Consider the following 351-nt stretch of genomic DNA (forward strand, 5'->3'; position numbering starts at 1 on the left):
GGTGCAAGGCGCTGCCCCATTTCGGCAGGGCCTTAAGGCAATTTCTACGGGATTTGGAGCGAAGGTCGCGACGTTGGTCAAGGCCACCAAAACACAAGATGGAAGAATCCGCTCTATTTCCGTGGACTTACAGCGCAATGCTCAGAACGGAGCCTTGGATCGCTCGTTCGCGGATCTTATTTTAGGATCTTATATCACTAATGCGAAAGTTGGCTCAGTCTGGTACGCCAGCATGGCCGCCCATGCGGATGCGCCGGAATTGGCGGAGTTAAGAAATCGACGGAATCTGGCCGAAACGGTGGTGGTCGTTTTGGGGCAGGATGGCAAATGGGTCTACCTTCTGGAGCTGCA

At 54.1% G+C, this 351-nt stretch carries 1 protein-coding gene; it reads left to right on the forward strand.

Translation table 11 applies throughout. The features are described 5' to 3' along the window. A partial coding sequence (locus AB9F27_RS22135) for a hypothetical protein (RefSeq protein WP_369758237.1) occupies positions 1–351 on the forward strand: 351 nt, incomplete at both ends.

It is taken from the genome of Falsihalocynthiibacter sp. CO-5D18 (genome assembly GCF_041205445.1).
Lineage (GTDB): Bacteria > Pseudomonadota > Alphaproteobacteria > Rhodobacterales > Rhodobacteraceae > Falsihalocynthiibacter > Falsihalocynthiibacter arcticus.